Source organism: Stenotrophomonas sp. S49 (assembly GCF_016624905.1).
GTDB lineage: Bacteria > Pseudomonadota > Gammaproteobacteria > Xanthomonadales > Xanthomonadaceae > Stenotrophomonas.
This window is the reverse complement of record NZ_JACVUD010000018.1, coordinates 1-16,199: the sequence shown is the minus strand read 5'-3', so window position 1 is coordinate 16,199 and position 16,199 is coordinate 1. Positions and strand designations below refer to the sequence as shown.

The following is a 16,199-nucleotide window of genomic DNA, read 5'->3' as shown; positions in this document are numbered from 1 at the left end:
AGAGGGCCATGATCAAGACGACCGCACTCATCACCCTGGCCACCGCGCTGCTGCTGCCTTCGGCCTGGGCGCAGACCGCAGCGCCCGCGCCGGAAGTGCCGCAGACCCTGTGCGGTGCCGAAGGCTGCCGCCGCGGCAACGACCTGCTGCTGCAGGTGCATGGCGATCCGACCCCGCAGACCGTGCCAACGCCCGCCGACGCGCGCGCGGCCGCACCGGGCGGGCAGTTCGTGACCGAGCTGCCTGACGGTGCGGTGGTGTGGGCCACCGAAGATCCGTCGCTGTCGGCGCCGGTGCTGAACGTGCAGACCGGTTCCATGGCGCCGTTCGAGAACGGGCGCCTGACCAAGCCGCTGCGCTTCCATGGCTACAACAACTACGCCTCGTTCATCGAACGCATCGAGATCACGCTGTATCGCGGTTCCGATACCGACCTGGTCACGCCGCTGGCGCGCATTCCCATGCCGGTGGACTACGTGGGCAACACCGAATGGGATGGGCAGCTGCCGGCCGGGCTGAACCTGCGCGAGGGCGACGAACTGCAGTACATCGCCCGCGCCTACGGCCACGATGGCGCGTTCGACGAAACCAGCGCGCAGCGCTTCCAGCTGGTGCTGCCCACCGACTACGAGCGGGGCACGCAGCAGGTGCGCGACAACGTGCAGAAGACCCTGGGCAAGGTGCTGAACGGCGAGGAGGCGCGCGACCAGCAGCTGACCAATGACATCTATGGACAGAACGCGCTGCGCCAGCAGAACATCGCCATCTACGGCTCGCGCGTGCGCATCTACGGCCGTGGCCTGGCACCCAACGCGCGCGTGCTGATCAACGGGCAGAGCTTCCCGGTGGATCTGGAGCAGAAGTTCGCCGCCGAATTCCTGGAGCCGATCGGCCAGCACCGCTACCAGGTGGAAGTGGAAGCGCAGGACGCGCCGCCCCTGCAGCGCACCCTGGACGTGGAGGTGACCGGCAGCTACCGCTTCCTGGTGGCCCTGGCCGATGTGACCCTTTCCAAGAACACCGCCAGTGGCAACCTGGACCCACTGGTGGCCGACCAGGACCGTGACGACAGCTTCCTCAGCGAAGGCCGCCTGGCGTTCTACCTGAAGAGCAAGCTGCGCGGGAAGTACCTGGTGACCGCGCAGGCCGACACCTACGACCGCGAGTTGAAGCGTCTGTTCAGCGGCTTCCTGGATGCTGATGCGCGCGATGTGTTCCGCCGCCTGGACCCGGACCAGTACTACCCGGTGTACGGCGATGATTCGACCACGTACCGCGATGTGGATACCCAGGGCAAGCTGTACGTGCGCGTGGACTGGGACCAGAACCAGGCGCTGTGGGGCAACTTCGCCACCGGCTTCACCGGCACCGAATACGGCCAGTACGTGCGCTCGCTGTATGGTGCGGCGCTGAGCTGGCGATCACGCGCGACCACGCCGCTGGGCGATCCGCGTTCCTACCTGAAGGCATTCGGCTCGGAGGCGCAGTCGGCCCTGGGCCACAGCGAATTCCTGGGCACCGGCGGCAGCCTGTACTACCTGCGCCACACCGATCTGCTGCCGGGCTCGGAGCAGGTGGTGCTGGAAGTGCGCGACCGCACCACCGGCCGTACCGAAGTGCGCAGCACCCTGCAGCGCGGCGTGGATTACGAAGTGAACGAGATCCAGGGCCGCATCCTGCTGACCCGTGCGCTTTCGCAGATCACCCGCGAGAACGTGCGCACGCTCACCCGCGACACGCCGCTGGACGGCTACGACCAGGTGCTGCTGGTCGATTACGAGTACGTGCCGGTGGGCTTCAGCACCGACGATGTCAGCGCCGGCCTGCGTGGCAAGCAATGGTTCGGCGACCACGTGGCGGTGGGTGGCACCTACGTGGACGAGAACCGCAGCGGCGACGACTACAGCCTGATGGGCGCCGACCTGACCCTGCAGGCCGGGCGCGGTACCTACCTGAAGCTGGAACAGACCCGCAGCGAAGCCACCGCCGCGCCGATCTTCTATTCCGACAACGGCGGTCTGAGCTTCATCCAGCGCAACCCGGTGAACGCGGCGCGCAAGGGCGATGCACGGGCCGTGGAAGCACGCGCCAACCTGCGCGAGCTGGGCTGGACCACGCAGGACTGGAGCTTTGGCGCCTGGTGGCGCGATGTGGATGCCGGCTTCTCGGTATCGCGCATGGACACCGGGGTGGCACTGGAAGAGTACGGCGCCGAGTTCCTCGGCTACTTCACCGACAACCTGAGCCTGTATGGCCGCCAGAGCCGCGCCGAACGCGGCGACGTGGCGCTGGAACAGTCGCAGCTGACGTTGGACTGGCGGCTGGGCAACAACGGCCAACTGGGTGCGGAGCTGCGCCGGGTGCGCGAAGAGAACGCAGGCGTGGACGTGGATGGCACCCTGGCCGCATTGAGCTACCGGCAGCGCTTCGGCGCCAAGTGGGAGCTGTACGGCACCGGCCAGCTGACCGTGGATGATGACGGCGGCGCTTACGAAGACAACAACCTGTTGACCCTGGGCACGCGCTATCTGTTCGGTGATCGTTCCAGCGTGGGCGCCGAAGTGAGCAGCGGCAGCCGCGGCGACGGCGCCAAGCTGGAAGCCGAGTACTGGATGACCCCCGAACACAGCTTCTACGGCAACTACAGCTACAGCACCGACCGCACCACCACCGACCCGCTGTACGACACCGGCCTGCAGTCGGGCTGGACGCTGGGCCAGCGCTGGCGCCTGAGCAACCAGGTAAATGTGTTCAACGAAAGCCAGTACCTGAAGGACCGGCGCGAGGACACCGCGGGCCTGGTCAACACCTTCGGCATGGATTTCTACCCAGCGCAGGGCTGGAACCTGGGCTTCAGCGTGATGGATGGCAAGCTGGACGCCACCACCGGCCGCGTCGATCGTCGCGCATACAGTGTCAGCGGCGGCCGTACCGACGCCAACACGCAGTGGACCAGCAAGCTGGAATACCGCCGCGACCAGGGTGCCGAACAGCGCGAGCAGTGGGTGACCACCAACCGCCTGCTGTACAAGATCAACGAGGACTGGCGCATCGCGCTGCGCGCCAACTACGCTGATACCCAGGACAGGATCAATGCACTGGCCGATGCCAAGCTGGTGGAATCCAACCTGGGCGTCGCCTGGCGCCCGCATGACAACACGCGCTGGGCCGCGTTCGGCAAGTACACCTATCTGTACGACGTGGCGTCGCTGGGCCAGGAAGGCGGCAACGTGTACGACCAGAAGTCGCAGATCATCTCGGTGGAGGGTGTGCGGCAGATCGGCGAGCGCTGGGAAGTGGCGGCAAAGCTGGCCGCGCGCTGGGGCGACTACCGCACCGGCCGCGGCGAAGGTCCTTGGCTGGACAGCCGGGTGAATTTCTCGGCGCTGCAGTTGCGCTACCGGCTGTGGTCGCAGTGGGAAGGCCTGGCCGAGTATCGCTGGCTGGATGTGCGCGACGGCGGCGACAAGAAGGGGTGGCTGCTGGGCGTGGACCGGCAGGTCGGGCAGAACTTCAAGATCGGTGCCGGCTACAACTTCACTGAGTTCAGCGACGACCTGACCGAGCTGCGCTACGAGAGCAAGGGCTTCTTCCTGAACCTGTCCGGCTATTACTGAGAGCTTTGGCCGCGGCCCGGGCTGCCGGGCCTGGCCCGGCACTGCCGGGCTGGGGCCGCCTGGGGCTGAATGACCGGCAACATTGCCGGGCTGAATGGGGTGCGGTGGTGGGATTTTGCGGCCCAAAAGCACAATTCATCCACCGGCTTTTGCGTAAGTGATTGTTTTTGAATGGTTTGATGCGTTCTGGGGCGTGCTCGCCATTGTCATCAATTCGCGATAGGGTATGGATGTTGAACGGCCCATTGTTTCGCCTGCGGAACACTGGAACTTCCTACCGCTTTAGCAGTCCAAAACCCGGACTGCTAAGATGAGCCCTATGAGCCAGAACACCTCTACTGCCCTTGTGGCAAACAATCTCCCGATTCCCAGTGCGCTCGGTTCGCTGGACGCCTACATCGGTGCCGTGCACCAGATTCCGGTGCTGTCGGTCGATGACGAACAGGACCTGGCCCGTCGTTTCCGCGACGGTGACGATCTGGACGCTGCGCGCGAGCTGGTGCATTCGCACCTGCGCTTCGTGGTGCACGTGGCCCGCGGTTACAACGGCTACGGCCTTGCGCTGGGCGACCTGATCCAGGAAGGCAACATCGGCCTGATGAAGGCGGTCAAGCGCTTCGACCCGGATATGGGCGTGCGCCTGGTGTCCTTCGCCGTGCATTGGATCCGTGCCGAAATGCACGAGTTCATCCTGAAGAACTGGCGCATCGTGAAGGTCGCCACCACCAAGGCGCAGCGCAAGCTGTTCTTCAACCTGCGCAAGTCGAAGACGCGCCTGGGCTGGATGAACGCGGCCGAAGTGAGCGCGGTGGCCAAGGACCTGAACGTGTCCGAGCGCGAAGTGATGGAAATGGAATCGCGCCTGTCCGGTCGCGATATCGGTTTCGATGCGCCCAGCGATGAGGACAACGAACACGCCCCGCCGTCGCCGGCCGCGTTCTTGGTCGCCAACGACGAAGACCCGTCGATGGCGTACGAGCGTGCCGACAGCGAAGACAACCAGCTGCAGCTGCTGCGCGAAGGCCTGGCCGAGCTGGATGCCCGCTCGCGCGACATCATCCGCCGCCGCTGGCTGGACGCCGACAGCAAGGTGACGCTGCAGGAACTGGCCGATGAGTACGGCGTTTCGGCCGAGCGCATCCGCCAGGTCGAAGCGAACGCGCTGAAGAAGATGAGGGCGCTGTTCAACGCGTAACGCGGTGCAGTGTTGGAAACAGGAAAGGCCCGGCAATGCCGGGCCTTTCTTGTTTGGTGGGTTCATCCCCACCGTGTGCCATCGCCCCCCGGTAGAGCCACGCCATGCGTGGCTGCCGCGCACTGATCCTGCCTCATGGCATCGGCTTTCCCGTCGTCTCCATCAGGGCCCAGACCGGGATCGATGCGTGTTGCCGGAAGTCGATCGTGTTGAAGGTCGCCAGACCGGCCAGCAACTGCAGGTCCCGGCTGAGTGCCGAGTGCTGAATGGCCAAGGCAGGCGTGGCAAAGCGCACGTAGCCGCCCCGGTTCCAGTCGTACACATGGATGCCGCGCGAAGCCATGGCCACACCGTCATCGGCACGGGGAACCTTCATGTGCATGACGGCCCTGCCAACCACCGGCAGCTCCATCCACATCATTTCGATATCGAAGATGTCCACCGCGGCTTGGTGCAGAAGCGCGGTAGGGATGTCTCCCTCGCCTGCGGTGACGAATGCCGCCACTGCGCCGGTCTGGTCAACACCCAGCCAGACACACTCAAAGCCGTCCGGATAATCCTGATGCTGGCGCATTCTGCATACTCCCGTCCCTGAAGCCCAGGCCTGGCGTTGCCGGGCCGCTTCTGTTCCTTCCTGCCGCCATACCGACGATCAGGTGCTCACAATCCCCACGTATGCAGGAGCCTGACGCTGATTTTCACGCCGTACCACTCGGTGGCACGGTATGATCACGCCACGTGTCTTCCGCACCCGAAGCTTCAACCGCAGCACACGAAAGCCAGCATTGTCCGACTCGGCATTGTGCCGCGCGGTGAGCGAAATGCGTCATGGGCTTATTGATGCCGATCTGGGTGGCGGTCTCTTCAAGAAACGCGTCGCGCTGCCGGGCCGCGGAAAGCGCGGTAGCGCCCGCACCATCGTGGCGACCCAGTTGGGGCGCTACTGGTTCCTTCTCTTCTGCTATGAAAAGAACGAGCGCGCGAACCTCACCAAGGCGGAACGGGATGCGCTTGAGTTATATGCGTCTGAGTTCTTGAAGATGAGCTCTGCACAGTTGGACAGAGCAGTGATGTGCGGCGATCTGCAGGAGATATGCCATGACCAAGCGTGTTGAACGTAGACGTGCAAAGAGCCCAATCCTTGATGCGGTGCATGAAGGCGCTGCAGGCCTTTATGCCAGCGGCTTCATCGACAAGCGACGAATGGGCATGTACGAGGCCCTGTGTCTGGAGCCCGTACCCGAATACAGCAGTGCCCAGATCCGCGCACTGCGCGCGTCGCTGCAACTCAGCCAGCCCGTATTCGCCGGTGTGCTCAATACGAGCGTTTCGACAGTCCGCAGCTGGGAGCAGGGCGAAAAGAAGCCGAGCGGGCCCTCGCTGAAGCTTCTGAACCTGATCGACCGCAAGGGTCTGGACGCAGTCCTCTGAAGCAAAGGCCCGGCATTGCCGGGCCTTTTTCGTTTGGTGGGGTTCATCCACGCATGGCGTGGATCTACTGCGATCAACCCGGGTAGAGCCACGCCATGCGTGGCTGCACCCCGCATATCACCCCTCGCGTGCGATCGCGCGCCAGCCGATGTCGGTGCGGTGGAACTCGTTGGCCCAGCTCACCTTGGCCACGCCGGCGTAGGCATTGGCCTGCGCGTCGCGCACGCTGTCGCCCAGCGCGGCCACGCACAGCACGCGGCCACCGGCGCTCAGCACCTGGCCCTGCGCGCCCAGCGCGGTGCCGGCATGGAACACCTTGGCGCTGGCCGGCACATCGGCCAGGCCGGAAATCACATCACCGGTGATCGGCGATTCCGGGTACGGCCTGGCGGCCAGCACCACGCCCAGAGACGGGCGCGGGTCCCACTGCGCCTCCACCTGGTCCAAGCGACCGTCGATGGCCGCTTCCACCAGGTCGACCAGGTCGGACTGCAGGCGCAGCATCACCGGCTGGGTTTCCGGGTCGCCGAAGCGCACGTTGAACTCGATCACCTTCGGTGCGCCGCTGGCATCGATCATCAGCCCGGCATACAGGAAGCCGGTGAACGGAATGCCGTCGGCGATCATGCCCTGCACGGTCGGGTTCACCACCTCGCGCATCACCCGCGCATGCACTTCGGCGGTGACCACCGGTGCCGGCGAATAGGCGCCCATGCCGCCGGTGTTCGGGCCGGTATCGCCGTCGCCCACGCGCTTGTGGTCCTGCGAGGTGGCCATCGGCAGCGCATGCACGCCATCGACCATGGAAATGAAGCTGGCTTCCTCGCCGTCCAGGAACTCCTCGATCACCACGCGCGCACCGGCGTCGCCGAAGGCATTGCCCGACAGCATGTCGCGCACGGCGTCTTCGGCCTCGGCCAGGGTCATCGCCACGATCACGCCCTTGCCGGCGGCCAGGCCGTCGGCCTTGACCACGATCGGGGCGCCCTTGTCGCGGATGTAGGCCAGCGCCGCGTCAACTTCGGTGTGCACGGCGTAGAACGCGGTGGGAATGTTGTGGCGGGCCAGGAAATCCTTGGCGTAGGCCTTGCTGCCTTCCAGCTGCGCAGCGGCGGCGGTCGGCCCGAAGATGCGCAGGCCGGCGGCGCGGAAGCGGTCGACCACGCCGGCCACCAGCGGCACTTCCGGGCCCACCACGGTCAGCGCCACGCCTTCGGCCTGGGCCAGCGCCAGCAGGCCGTCGATGTCGGTCACCTTCACCGCCACGTTGCGGCACTTGTCCTCGGTGGCGGTGCCGGCATTGCCGGGTGCCACGAGCACTTCACTGACCTGGGGGGATTGGGCCAGCTTCCATGCCAGGGCGTGTTCGCGGCCGCCAGAGCCGATGACAAGAACGTTCATCACGAGATTCCAGATTGCGTGGGAAGGGAAGGGCGACGTTCCCGGCAGGCCGTGTGCCTCACTCGCAGCCCTCGCGCAGCAGCGCGGCGGGGAAGGAATAGGTCCACGTCTTCGGGTCCAGGGTGAAGCGGTGCTGCTGGCGCACGGCGGTGCCACCGCAGGTGCTGCCGGTTTCTTCCACCAGCAGCGGCCAGACGCGCGCGCTGCGGTCGCTGTCGTCGAAGCGCTGGCTGAAGTCGATGTTGAACACCTTGCTGCGGCAGTCTTCGGCCGCGTCGGCGTCGTCGCAATCGTAGGCGGCGCCATTGTCGATATGGCTGCGCATGCTGCCGGTGTCGACCAGGCCCTTCGGGCCAGGCAGCACCAGCGATTGCGAGATCAGCGAATAGCCCTGGCCGAACCAGCCGTCTTCCACGCGGAAGCCGTAGAAATCGCTGCCCGCGCGCACAATCTGCACCGTGCCGGGCTGGCCGCTGCTGCCGTAGGTGCCACCGGTCAGCTCGGCGGCCACGTCGAAGCCGCTGGCCGTCGGCCGCAGCACGTAGAAGTCGATGGTGCCCGGTTCCGGGTGGCCGGCTTCGACCAGCGCACCGCAGACGGCCAGCAGCTGCTGCCAGCTGTCGCCGCTCACCACCGGCTGCTCGGCGCAGACCTGCCAGCTGACCGGGCGCGTTTCGCCGTCCTGGGTCCAGCTGCCGCGCCAGTCACCCGACAGCGCGGCACCCTGGCCGTAACGCTGGGCCAGGAAAGCCTGCAGGCGGGCGGTGCGGCTGATCGGCGTGGCCGGTTCGGCCGCCACCGTCGTGGCGGCCGGCGCTGCAGGGGCAGCAGCCGGCGCGGGATCGGCGGCCGGCGTGCAGCCGGCCAGCAGGACCGTGCCGGCCAAAGCGAGCACGGTGAGCGGTTTCAAAGAGACTGCAGACATCCGTGTCGCTCCCTGTATCAGTGGCGGAAGTGGCGAACGCCGGTGAACACCATGGCCAGGCCATGTTCGTCGGCGGCGGCGATCACTTCCGCATCGCGCATCGAACCGCCCGGCTGGATCACCGCCTTGATGCCGGCCGCGGCCGCGGCATCAATGCCGTCGCGGAACGGGAAGAACGCATCGGAGGCCATCACCGAACCCTCGACCACCAGGTTGGCGTCGGCGGCCTTGATGCCGGCGATGCGTGCCGAGTACACGCGGCTCATCTGCCCGGCGCCCACGCCAATGGTGCGGTTGTCCTTGGCGTACACGATCGCATTGGACTTCACGAACTTGGCCACGTTCCAGGCGAACAGCAGATCGGTGAACTGCTTGTCGGTCGGCGCCAGCTTGCTGACCACCTTCAGTTCGTCGCGGGTCATGCCGCGGTTATCCGACGACTGCAGCAGCAGGCCCGAGCCGACGCGCTTGCTGTCGAAGTTGTTCAGGCCATCACCGTGCGGGATGCGCAGCACGCGCACGTTGGCCTTCTTCTGCGCGTATTCCAGCGCGGCCGGCTCGTAGTCCGGGGCGATCAGCACTTCCACGAACTGGCGGTCCAGGATCACCTTCGCGGTGGCGGCGTCCAGCGGCTTGTTGAAGGCGATGATGCCGCCGAAGGCGCTGGTCGGGTCGGTGGCGTAGGCCAGTTCATAGGCATCGCCGTTGCCGGCACCCACGGCCACGCCACACGGGTTGGCGTGCTTGACGATCACGCAGGCCGGCGCGTCGAACTGGCGCACGCATTCCCACGCCGCATCGGCATCGGCCAGGTTGTTGTAGCTCAGTTCCTTGCCCTGCAGCTGCTGGAAGGTGGCCAGGGTGCCCGGCACCGGGTACAGGTCGCGGTAGAACGCGCCGCTCTGGTGCGGGTTTTCGCCGTAGCGCAGGTCCATCACCTTCACGAAGGTGGAATTCATCTGCGCCGGGTATTCGGCACGCACCGGCACGGCGGCGTCGGTGGCGGTGACCGCCGACAGGTAGTTGCTGATGGCCGCGTCGTACTGGGCGACGCGGTTGAACGCGGCCACCGAGAACGCGAAGCGGGTGGCGGCGCTCAGCTGGCCGTCGTTGGCTTCAAGCGAGGCCAGCAGTTCGGCGTACTGCGACGGGTCGGTGGCGACCGCCACGCGGGCGAAGTTCTTGGCCGCCGAGCGCAGCATGGCCGGGCCGCCGATATCGATGTTCTCCACCGCGTCGGCCAGGGTGCAGTCGGCCTTGGCGGTGACCGCTTCGAACGGATACAGGTTCAGCACCAGCAGGTCGATGGCGCCGATGCCGTGCTCGGCCATCACCGCGTCATCCAGGCCCGAACGGCCGAGCAGGCCGCCGTGCACCATCGGATGCAGGGTCTTGACCCGGCCGTCCATCATTTCCGGGAAGCCGGTGACGTCGGCCACGTCCTTCACGGCCAGGCCCATGTCGCGAATGGCCTTGGCGGTACCGCCCGTGGACAGCAGCTCGACGCCGCGGGCAGCCAGCGCGGTGGCCAGCTCAGCCAGGCCGGTCTTGTCGGAAACGGAAAGGAGCGCCCGACGGACGGGCAACAGATCAGCAGTCATGGGGACAGGGCAATCGGCAGCGGAGCGGGGCCGATATTGTAGTTCGTGGGGGCCGGTGGCGGGCGCTGCGCGGGGCGGTTTCCTGCCCCCGGTGCGTACAAGCGCCCGTATCGGCATGCTGGGCCGGGCACGCCATGGGGTAGGCTATGCCGGAACTGCCAGGGATCAGCGGGTTCAGATCGTGTCGATCTATGCATTGAAAGGACGTTTCCAGGACCTGTTGCGTCCGGCCGTGCGCGGTCTGTACCGCCTCGGCATCACCGCCAACACGGTGACCGTGGCCGCCGCCGTGGTCTCGCTGCTGGTGGCCGCCGCCGTGTGGTGCTGCGCCCCGGCGCAACCGCTGCTGTACCTGCTGCTGCCGCTGTGGATGCTGCTGCGCATGGCGCTCAACGCCGTGGATGGCATGCTGGCCCGCGAGTTCGGCCAGCAGTCGCGGCTGGGCGCCTATCTGAACGAATTGTGCGATGTGATTGCCGACGCCGCGCTGTACCTGAGCCTGCTCAGCGTGCCGGGCGTGAACCCGGTGGCGCTGTGGCTGCTGGCCTGGGCGGCGGCCCTGAGCGAATACACCGGCGTACTGGGCCTGATGGTCGGCGCCAGCCGGCGCTACGATGGGCCCATGGGCAAGAGCGACCGCGCCTTCGTGATCGGGGTGCTGGGCCTGCTGCTGGCCTTCGGCTGGGTGGGGGCCGCCACGGTGACGTGGGTGGCGGGCGTGGCCGCACTGCTGTGCGCGGTGACGCTGTTCAACCGGGTGCGCCGGGGCCTGCAGGAATCGGCGGTTTCACCGCAGTAAACATCACGACAATACGGAGATTGCATGCGTCAGGCGCAGGAACGGGAATTCCACAGCTTCGACCAGGTACCGCTGTTCTACCGGTACTGGGCGAGCACCACGGGCACCACGCCCAGCAAGGCCGTGGTGCTGCTGCATCGCGGCCACGAACATTCCGGCCGGGTCACCCACCTGGTCGATGAGCTGGACCTGCCCGATATCGCCTTCTTCGCGTGGGATGCGCGTGGCAATGGCCATTCGCCTGGTGCGCGCGGCGATGCCCCCGGGTTCCCGGCGCTGGTCCGCGACCTGGACAGCTTCATTGCCCATATCGGCGCCGAGCACGGCATCGCGGTGGAGGACATCGTGGTGATCGCGCAGAGCGTGGGCGCGGTGGTGGCCGCCACCTGGGTGCATGACTACGCGCCGCGCCTGCGCGCGCTGGTGATGGCCTCGCCGGCGTTCAAGGTGAAGCTGTACGTGCCGTTCGCGCGGGCGGGGCTGGCGCTGATGCAGAAGCTGCGCGGCAACTTCTTCGTCAACAGCTACGTGAAGCCGCAGTGGCTGACCCACGACCCGGCGCGGGTGGAAAGCTATCGCACCGATCCGCTGATCACCCGGCCGATTTCGGTGCGCGTGCTGCTGGGCCTGTACGAGGCGGCCGACCGCGTCGTGGCCGACGCGCAGGCGATCAGCGTGCCGGTGCAGCTGCTGGTCTCCGGTTCGGATTTCGTCGTGCACCGGGGCCCGCAGGACCGCTTCTACGAACGCCTGTCCAGCCCGATCAAGGAGCGCGTGCACCTGCCGGGCTTCTTCCACGACACCCTGGGCGAGCGTGACCGCGCACCGGCGCTGGCACGCATCCGCAGCTTCATCCAGGCACGCTTCGACGAGCCGCTGCGCGAACTGTCGCGGCGCGATGCGCACCGCCACGGCCCGACCTTCGAAGAATCGGAAATCCTGGCCTGGCCGCCGGAGTGCAACAGCCTGGCCGACCTGCGCTGGCGCGTGGTGCGTGGCGGCCTGCGTGTCGGCGGCACGCTCTCTGAAGGCATTGCCCTGGGCCTGCAGACCGGCTTCGATTCGGGCAGCACGCTCGATTACATCTACCGCGACCAGGCGCGGGGCAAGGGCCCGCTGGGCCGCATGGTCGACCGCAACTATCTGGATGCGATCGGCTGGCGCGGCATCCGCGTGCGCGGCCAGCACCTGCAGGAACTGCTGCGCGACGCCGCCCAGCGCCTGCGCGGGCAGGGCGCGCCGGTACGCGTGCTGGACGTGGCCGCAGGCCACGGGCGCTACGTGCTGGAAGCACTGGGGCAGGGCGAACAGCGCGCCGAGCGCATCGTGCTGCGCGATTTCAGCGAACTGAACGTGACCCAGGGCCAGGCCTTGATTGAACGCCTGGGGGCGGCCGATATCGCCCGCTTCGAACAGGGCGATGCATTCGACCCGGCGCAGTTGGCGAAGGTGGACCCGGCGCCGACGCTGGCGGTGGTATCGGGCCTGTACGAGCTGTTCCCCGACAACGATGCGGTGCTGCGCTCGCTGCAGGGCATTGCCGCGACCGTACCGGCGGGCGGTTACCTGGCCTATACCGGTCAGCCGTGGCATCCGCAGCTTGAGTTCATCGCGCGTGCGCTCACCAGCCACCGCGGCGGCGCGGCGTGGGTGATGCGCCGCCGTACCCAGCAGGAGATGGACGAGCTGGTGCGCCTGGCCGGGTTCCAGAAGGTCGCCCAGCGCATCGATGCGTTCGGCATCTTCACCGTGTCGCTGGCGCGCCGGGTCGGTTGATGTCTGCCGTCGCTGCCACCCCGGTGGCCCCCATGGCGCGCCCCTGGCGGCGCGCTCTGTTGTGGCTGGTGCTTCTGGGGCCGTTCTTCTTCGCCAGTTACGGCTTTGCCAACTGGATGGCCGGTCGCCACACCGACGTGCCGGTGCTGGCCTTCGCCTGGGAAGCCCACGTTCCGTTCGTGGCCTGGACCATCGTGCCGTACTGGTCCATCGATCTGTTCTATGCCATTTCGCTGTTCCTGTGCCGGCAGCGGCTGGAACTGGACCGGCACGCGCTGCGCTTGTTCAGTGCGCAGCTGATCGCGGTGAGCTGCTTCCTGCTGTGGCCGCTGCGCTTCAGTTTCCAGCGGCCGGAGATCGACGGCGTATTCGGCTGGCTGTTCGATGTGCTGCTGGGCTTCGACAAGCCGTTCAACCAGGCGCCGTCGCTGCACATCGTGCTGCTGATCGTGCTGTGGGTGAAGTTCGCCCAGTACCTGCACGGCGCGTGGCGCTGGGTGCTGCATGGGTGGGCGCTGCTGATCGGCATTTCGGTGCTGACCACCTTCCAGCACCACTTCGTCGATGTACCCACCGGGCTGCTGGTGGGCTGGCTGTGCGTGTGGCTGTGGCCCGACCAGGGCGTGCCACCGCTGCGTGCATGGCGCACCGCGCGCGACCCGAAGCGATGGCGCCTGGCGCTGCTGTACCTGCTGGGGGCGGCCGTGTTGCTGCTGCCGGTGCTGCAGTGGCGCGGCACGGCGCTGTGGCTGCTGTGGCCGGTGCTGTCGCTGCTGCTGGTGGCACTGGCGTATGCGGGGTTGGGCACGGCGGTGTTCCAGAAGCGCGCCGATGGCCGGCTGAGCATGGCCGCACGCTGGCTGCTGGCGCCGTACCTGGCCGCGGCATGGATCAATTCGCGGCTGTGGACACGGCGTGCGCCGCAGCCGGTACAGGTGGCCGATGGTGTGTGGCTGGGGCGCCTGCCCAGCGGCCGCTTGCCGGCGCCGCTGCAGGGCGTGGTTGATACCTGTGCCGAGCTGTCCTGCCGCGCCCCGGGCGCGGTCCATGCCGGCGTGCCGATGCTGGACCTGGTGGTGCCCAGCGCTGCGCAGCTGCGCGCCGCCGCCGCGTCGATCGAGCGCCTGCACGCGCAGGGGCCGCTGCTGGTGTGCTGCGCGCTGGGTTATTCGCGCAGTGCCGCCAGCGTGGCGACCTGGCTGCTGTGCAGCGGCCGCGCTGGCGATGCCGCGCAGGCGGTGGCGCAGGTGCGCCAGGCACGGCCGTCCATCGTGCTGCACGACGTTCACCTGTTGGCGATCGCGGCCGCTGCCGCACAGGAGACCACCGTATGAGCCAGGCCCCGGACCTGCCGATGATCCACCTGCTGCTGCGCCAGGGCCGCTGGCCCGCCGTGCTGTCGCTGGGACTGTTGCTGGTGGGGCTGTTGCTGCTGGGTATCGAGCCGGGGCTGGCGATGATCGCCGCCGGCCTGGTGCTGCTGAGCGTGGCGCTGGGCCTGGTGCAGGCGTACTTCGCGGTGCGCGTGCAGTTGGATGCCAGCCTGCTGCAGTTGCTGCTGCAGGAAGGTCTGCAGGGCGAGGCGGCAGCGCACCGGGTCGACCAGGCCCTGCACGTGGCCGGGCTGCGCCGGCTGCCGGCCGATGCGCCGCTGCGTGGCTGGGACGCGCGCTGGGCGGGCATGCGCGGCCTGCTGCTGCGCCAGTATCTGTTCACCGCGCTGCAGTTCGTGGCAGTGCTGCTGGCCGTGTTGTGGCCGCAGACCTGAGGGGAAGGTGATGTTCGCAAGAATGATTGCCCGCGCCTGCAGTGGCGCCATCCATGTGCTGACCGGTGCGCGCGCGCTGTGGATCGGCTGCGCGCCCTCCAGCGACCACCGCGTGTACTACGGCAACCATGCCAGCCACGGTGACTTCGTGCTGATCTGGTCGTCGATGCCGCCCGCATTGCGCCGCCAGGTGCGGCCGGTGGCTGCGGCCGAGTACTGGCAGCGCGATGGCCTGCGCCGCTACCTGATCGATGCGGTATTCAACGGCGTGCTGGTGGAACGCGAGGCCGCGCGCCGCCAGCAGGATCCTCTGCAGGTGCTGCGCGATGCGGTGGATGAAGGCTGTTCGCTGATCCTGTTCCCGGAAGGCACGCGCAACACCGGCGAGGAGCCGCTGCTGCCCTTCAAGAGTGGCATCTACCATCTGGCGCGGCAGCGCCCGGAACTGGAGTTCGTACCGGTGTGGATTGACAACCTGAAGCGGGTGATGCCCAAGGGCCGCTTCCTGCCGCTGCCGTTGCTGTGCACGGCAACCTTCGGCGCACCGCTGCGCCTGCAGGCCGAAGAGGACAAGGCGGCGTTCCTGGCGCGCAGCCGGCAGGCGCTGCTTGACCTGGCACCGAACGGGGGCCGCGCATGAGCTTCTTGATCGATGTGTCCGGCGATCTGGCCACGCAGAGCGTGGGCGAGCAGACCGGTCTGCTGTTCGGCGGCATCGGCGCGGTGCTGGTGCTGGCCACGGTGGTGGCCGAGACCCTTCGCTGGCGCCAGCGCGGCCAGCCCAGCGCGGTCATTGCCAATCTGGTCTCGCGCATCCGCGCGTGGTGGGTGATGGCGATCGTGGTGGGTGGCGCGCTGTTGTTCGGCCGCGCCGGGGTGATCGTGCTGTTCGCCATCATTTCGCTGTTCGCGCTGCGCGAATTCATCACCCTGGCGCCTACCCGGTCTGGCGATTACTACGCATTGCTGGCGGCGTTCTACATCGTGCTGCCGTGGCAGTACTACCTGGTGTGGATCGACTGGTACGGCATGTACACCCTGTTGATTCCGGTCTACGCGTTCCTGTTCCTGCCCATCCTGTCGACCATCGGCGGCGATACCACCCACTACCTCGAGCGCACGGCCAAGGTGCAGTGGGGGCTGATGATCTGCGTGTTCTGCATTTCGCACGTGCCGCTGCTGTTGAACCTGCAGGTGCCCGGCCATGACCCGGCGCGCAACGTGCTGCTGTTTGCCTTCCTGGTGATCGTGGTGCAGTCATCCGATGTGCTGCAGTACATATGGGGCAAGCTGCTGGGCCGGCACCTGATCGCACCGAAGCTGTCGCCGTCGAAGACGGTGGAAGGGTTCGTGGGCGGGGTGCTGAGCGCCAGCGCGCTGGGTGCGGCGCTGTGGTGGATCACCCCGTTCACGCCGCTGCAGGCGTTCGGGCTGTCCCTGCTGATCAACCTGATGGGGTTCTGGGGCGGCCTGGTGATGTCGGCCATCAAGCGCGACCGCGGCATCAAGGACTGGGGGCACATGATCGAAGGCCATGGCGGCATGCTCGATCGGCTGGATTCAGTGTGCTTCGCCGCGCCGGTGTTCTTCCATGTGGTGCGGTATTACTGGAAGGCGGGCGGGGGCTGAGGGCTTCATCCACGCATGGCGTGGATCTTATCTCTTGCCGATCTGGCACCTTGGGTG

14 protein-coding genes are annotated in these 16,199 nt (G+C 67.2%); 10 read left to right on the top strand and 4 right to left on the bottom strand.

Features of this window, described 5'->3' with window-relative positions:
* Positions 1-8: 8 nt before the first annotated feature.
* Entirely contained in the window at positions 9-3,617 is a 3,609-nt protein-coding gene (locus tag IAE58_RS06205; protein WP_199933067.1) for a hypothetical protein, read from the top strand.
* A 319-nt stretch (positions 3,618-3,936) separates the two neighbouring features.
* The gene (rpoH, locus tag IAE58_RS06200; RefSeq protein WP_199933068.1) at positions 3,937-4,812 is read left to right on the top strand and encodes an RNA polymerase sigma factor RpoH; all 876 of its coding nucleotides are present in this window, start codon (positions 3,937-3,939) and stop codon (positions 4,810-4,812) included.
* Between the two features lie 133 nt (positions 4,813-4,945).
* Here the strand turns inward: rpoH and IAE58_RS06195 are convergent, their stop codons facing one another.
* The gene (locus tag IAE58_RS06195) at positions 4,946-5,386 is read right to left on the bottom strand and encodes a hypothetical protein (protein ID WP_199933069.1); all 441 of its coding nucleotides are present in this window, start codon (positions 5,384-5,386) and stop codon (positions 4,946-4,948) included.
* A gap of 151 nt (positions 5,387-5,537) precedes the next feature.
* Between IAE58_RS06195 and IAE58_RS06190 the strand changes: the two genes are divergently transcribed.
* Together IAE58_RS06190 and IAE58_RS06185 are read left to right on the top strand one after the other, a co-directional pair.
* Positions 5,538-5,927, top strand: a complete 390-nt coding sequence (locus IAE58_RS06190; protein ID WP_199933070.1) for a type II toxin-antitoxin system RelE/ParE family toxin — start codon at positions 5,538-5,540, stop codon at positions 5,925-5,927.
* On the top strand, positions 5,911-6,243 hold the full coding sequence (locus IAE58_RS06185; protein ID WP_199933071.1) for a DNA-binding transcriptional regulator: 333 nt from the start codon (positions 5,911-5,913) through the stop codon (positions 6,241-6,243). The genes IAE58_RS06190 and IAE58_RS06185 overlap by 17 nt, the downstream gene beginning before the upstream one ends.
* A 117-nt stretch (positions 6,244-6,360) precedes the next feature.
* Here IAE58_RS06185 and purD read toward each other — a convergent pair whose 3' ends face one another.
* From purD to purH, 3 genes are read right to left on the bottom strand one after another with little or no spacing between them, the layout of a single operon-like run.
* Positions 6,361-7,644 carry a phosphoribosylamine--glycine ligase gene (gene purD, locus IAE58_RS06180; RefSeq protein ID WP_199933072.1) on the bottom strand — a complete coding sequence of 428 codons (1,284 nt, stop codon included), beginning with the start codon at positions 7,642-7,644 and terminating at the stop codon, positions 6,361-6,363.
* Between the two features lie 58 nt (positions 7,645-7,702).
* Positions 7,703-8,569: a hypothetical protein gene (locus IAE58_RS06175; RefSeq protein ID WP_199933073.1), complete on the bottom strand. Its 867-nt coding sequence runs from the start codon at positions 8,567-8,569 to the stop codon at positions 7,703-7,705.
* A gap of 17 nt (positions 8,570-8,586) precedes the next feature.
* Positions 8,587-10,170 carry a bifunctional phosphoribosylaminoimidazolecarboxamide formyltransferase/IMP cyclohydrolase gene (purH, locus tag IAE58_RS06170; protein ID WP_199933074.1) on the bottom strand — a complete coding sequence of 528 codons (1,584 nt, stop codon included), beginning with the start codon at positions 10,168-10,170 and terminating at the stop codon, positions 8,587-8,589.
* Between the two features lie 181 nt (positions 10,171-10,351).
* On the opposite strand from purH, the gene IAE58_RS06165 reads away from it, so the two are divergent.
* The 6 genes from IAE58_RS06165 to IAE58_RS06140 are packed head-to-tail and all read left to right on the top strand — an operon-like array spanning position 10,352 to position 16,142.
* On the top strand, positions 10,352-10,969 hold the full coding sequence (locus IAE58_RS06165; protein WP_199933075.1) for a CDP-alcohol phosphatidyltransferase family protein: 618 nt from the start codon (positions 10,352-10,354) through the stop codon (positions 10,967-10,969).
* 24 nt (positions 10,970-10,993) lie between these two features.
* A complete protein-coding gene (locus IAE58_RS06160; RefSeq protein ID WP_199933076.1) occupies positions 10,994-12,745 on the top strand; it encodes a bifunctional alpha/beta hydrolase/class I SAM-dependent methyltransferase in 1,752 nt (583 codons plus the stop codon).
* Positions 12,746-12,768: 23 nt separating this feature from the next.
* Positions 12,769-14,079 carry a phosphatase PAP2/dual specificity phosphatase family protein gene (locus IAE58_RS06155; RefSeq protein ID WP_199933080.1) on the top strand — a complete coding sequence of 437 codons (1,311 nt, stop codon included), beginning with the start codon at positions 12,769-12,771 and terminating at the stop codon, positions 14,077-14,079.
* Positions 14,076-14,513, top strand: a complete 438-nt coding sequence (locus IAE58_RS06150) for a hypothetical protein (protein ID WP_199933077.1) — start codon at positions 14,076-14,078, stop codon at positions 14,511-14,513. Before IAE58_RS06155 ends, IAE58_RS06150 begins: the two co-directional genes overlap by 4 nt.
* 10 nt (positions 14,514-14,523) lie before the next feature.
* Positions 14,524-15,153 carry a lysophospholipid acyltransferase family protein gene (locus IAE58_RS06145; RefSeq protein WP_199933078.1) on the top strand — a complete coding sequence of 210 codons (630 nt, stop codon included), beginning with the start codon at positions 14,524-14,526 and terminating at the stop codon, positions 15,151-15,153.
* On the top strand, positions 15,150-16,142 hold the full coding sequence (locus IAE58_RS06140; protein ID WP_199933079.1) for a phosphatidate cytidylyltransferase: 993 nt from the start codon (positions 15,150-15,152) through the stop codon (positions 16,140-16,142). Before IAE58_RS06145 ends, IAE58_RS06140 begins: the two co-directional genes overlap by 4 nt.
* The last annotated feature ends 57 nt before the right edge of the window (positions 16,143-16,199 follow it).